We start from the raw sequence: 3,180 nt of genomic DNA on the forward strand, positions 1-3,180 counted from the left end.
ATCACAGTTCCCAACACCAAAGCCAGTACAACGACTACAATTATCCATATTTTCAAAATCGCCACCTCATTTCGCCAGTAGCGGCAACCCCATTGGTTCACCTGCCTTTTCGAACTGAACTTACCTGGTCGTTCTTTCCTAGCTTAAGATTCATGAAAGTAGGCTGCCTTGTGTCTCAGGAATCCATGTCCTTCCGTGATATGGGGGATTTTGCGACTTCTATCAGGCAAGGCTTCGTCAAGTATAGATGGATCTGCCAGAAAAGGAAGGGAGGAACAAATTGAATGCCTCAGCCCAGTTCATGTTATCATCCCACTTACCGTGGGCTTCGTGTTTATAACTTTTTGTTATATCTCCACAACTTTATCGGCCAGTTCTTTGACTAAGTCAACTGAATGGGAGACGATCAGGATGATAGAGTCCTTTGCTTTGGATCGTATTAGTTCTTTCACTTTTTCCGCTCTCTTTGCGTCTAGGTGAGCAGTAGGCTCATCCAAGAGATACAAGTCCTTATCTTTCAACACAAAAGCCCTGCACAGTGCAATTCTCTGGATTTCTCCGCCTGAAAGATTACGACCACCTTCTTCTACATCCCTCTCCGGTGAAAGGTCATCCAGAAGTTCCAGCAAGACCTCGACCAGTTGTCCATCTTCCCCAAGAAAAACATTCTCTTTTACAGTTCCCTTAAAGACAATGGGATGCTGCGGTACATAACCGATGCGGCTATAATAAACATCAGGCTCTATCTGGTTTAAAGACACACCATTTACCTTAACATAGCCCTCTTCTCTGCCAAGCAAACCAAGTATGATTTTGATCAATGTGCTTTTGCCTCTACCGCTTTTTCCGATCAATCCAACTACTTCTCCCAGTTTGGCCTCTAGTTCAAAATTCTCGAGTAAACTCTTACCCTCCCCATACGAAAAACTGGGTATCTCAACCTTAATTGTCTCAATCTTTCTCACTGAACCTGTTTTCTCTCTATCTCTGTAGCGTTTATCTGCCCCTACGCCATACTCTTTAAGAACCTCTGATAGCCTGTCCTCCACTACCTTTATCTCTTCCCAATGAATGTTAAAATCCCAGAGATTCTTTGAAGAATCATAAAGGTAATTTACAGCCATCAGTATCGCAAACAAGGAGCCTATTTCCATCAAGCCCTGTCTGACGCAATAGACACCCATAAGTAAGGCCACAATATAACCGCTATTGAACAAGATAGTAAGAGGGAGGTTAAACATTACAATTGACTTTATCCGCCTTATGTCCGCTGTTGCATACATCTCATTGAACTCACTAAACTTTTGAACTGAGAAAAGCTCTCTGAGATAGACCCTGAACATCTCCATCCCATCGATGTACTCCTTAAGTCTGCTTACAAACTCTGTCTGGGATTCTATGGACTCACGACTAAGTCTCCTGACAACAGGGTTAACGTACCGAATCAAAACAAAGAATATGAATAGAGGCAAAATGGACACTCCAGCTATCATAGCATTCAAATGAAGCCCAACTAAAAGAGCAAACGAAAATGTGAGGGCATCTTTCAGAAAATGAACAAAAGTGGGATAAAAGAACGTTTGTAGCCTCTCTGGGTCTGAATTTATATAGGTCAGCATCCTTCCTGATTCGTACGATGAAAATTCCTCGTAATTATTCTGAAAAGCTTCAAATACAAGTTTCCGAAGAGAAGCCGTGAACACTCTCATTCTTGTTTCAAACAGATAATAGGAGAAATAGGTCAAGAACTCTTTGAGCAAGAGCAGAGTAAGGAATAGAACCACGAAAACACCAAAAGGAGTGGATACAGCCTCACTACCGATAATGGAGTTAATGAGATTCTTAGACAGTATGGGAAGCGGAATAGTCAAACCTGTTGCAATAACGAGAGATAGAAAAGCAAAAAACAATTGCGCGGAATGAGGCTTTAGAAGTCTTAATACCTGCTTCCTAATGTGTTTTTTCATACGCATCTGCCATCCTCAATACTTCGCTTGTGTAGAGCGAATCTAGCGATACTGCAGGATTAAGTTCATTGTTGACAATTTCCCATAAAGTGGTAAAGACGCTGTTAATCAGTATATCGCAGACTAGTGGGTCCGGCCTCGCCTCAAGATAGCCCTTCCCTGAAAGCAATTCCACGGCTCGACAACCTCCTCCGCACAGCAACTTGACTGGACACTCAGGACAGATCTTCTCTACTACTGGCGAACCCATTTCAGTCTTGGTCTTAAAATCTCTAAGGAATCTTCTTAGATTATCGTAATTCGCTATATGGCATATCTTGAACCTATCACTAATCAGCTCACTACAGGGATAGAAATAACCATCCGGCCCAACGGCCACCTGACCATCGGCTGCAGAGCAATTATACCGAACCATCCTTCTTAGTAGACGTAGTTTGAGCTCCTCTACAAAGTAGAGCTTAAGTCTACCGTGATGGAAAGAATAATGTACAAGAAACTGATAAAAATTCACTAACTCCTGTGGTAATGGTGCGATATTGTTCAACTTAGCCCTACCATGTTGTTCTAGAATAGGAAAGTGTAATGACTGTATACCAATATCCTCAGCCATTCTTATAAATGGCAGAACTTCGCCGTTGTTCAATGAATGTATTGTATAGCTTAGCGCAGTATCAACACCAATGTCTCTTAATCTGCGCACGTTTCGTGACAACAATTTGAAATTGCCTCCTCGGACCACTCTATAGGTTTCTTCTGTTGCTGCATCAACACTGACCTGAACGTTGAACCGTGTCACGAAATCCTGAAGCAGATCCTCAATCTGTTGCAACATTAGTCCGTTCGTTAAAAGGAAAATCTTGGCATTTGTTTTCTCTAGTAGTTTCGTCAAAAGGTCTCTTATGTGTTCCCAAATTAGTGGTTCTCCGCCCCCGATAGTTACGTTCTCTGTGTTGTTCTGATTAATAGAATCCACTATAAGCGGTATGTAGTTTTTATCAATCATTGGATAGTCTCCTTCTGGAGAAGAACCGTAAAAACAATGTACACATTTTAGGTTACATCTAAGAGTAGGCAAGACTGACATTCCAGTAAGGCTATTTGGTTTTTTGTTCTCTAGTTCGTTGGTTAAACTTTGCGCACTATCATTTTCGAACACTTCTATCAATTCCTGGTTATCATCTCTACAATCAGATAATAATTCCTTTGGTCCGAT

Annotated in this window: 2 protein-coding genes; both read right to left on the reverse strand. The window is 41.6% G+C overall.

What is annotated here, in order from left to right; translation table 11 throughout:
* Positions 1-347: 347 nt before the first annotated feature.
* Complete coding sequence (locus HPY60_11740) at positions 348-1,967, reverse strand: ABC transporter ATP-binding protein (protein NPV51847.1); 1,620 nt, start codon at positions 1,965-1,967, stop codon at positions 348-350.
* Positions 1,951-3,180: radical SAM protein (locus tag HPY60_11745; GenBank protein ID NPV51848.1), on the reverse strand; the 1,230-nt coding region annotated here is incomplete at its 5' end. The genes HPY60_11740 and HPY60_11745, both read right to left, overlap by 17 nt.

This window comes from Methanofastidiosum sp. (assembly GCA_013178285.1).
In the GTDB taxonomy this organism is placed as follows: domain Archaea; phylum Methanobacteriota_B; class Thermococci; order Methanofastidiosales; family Methanofastidiosaceae; genus Methanofastidiosum.

Bases quoted from the DNA above. Each gene is read 5' to 3' on its own strand.
- HPY60_11740 (NPV51847.1), bottom strand. From the start codon at position 1,967: ATGAAAAAACACATTAGGAAGCAGGTATTAAGACTTCTAAAGCCTCAT.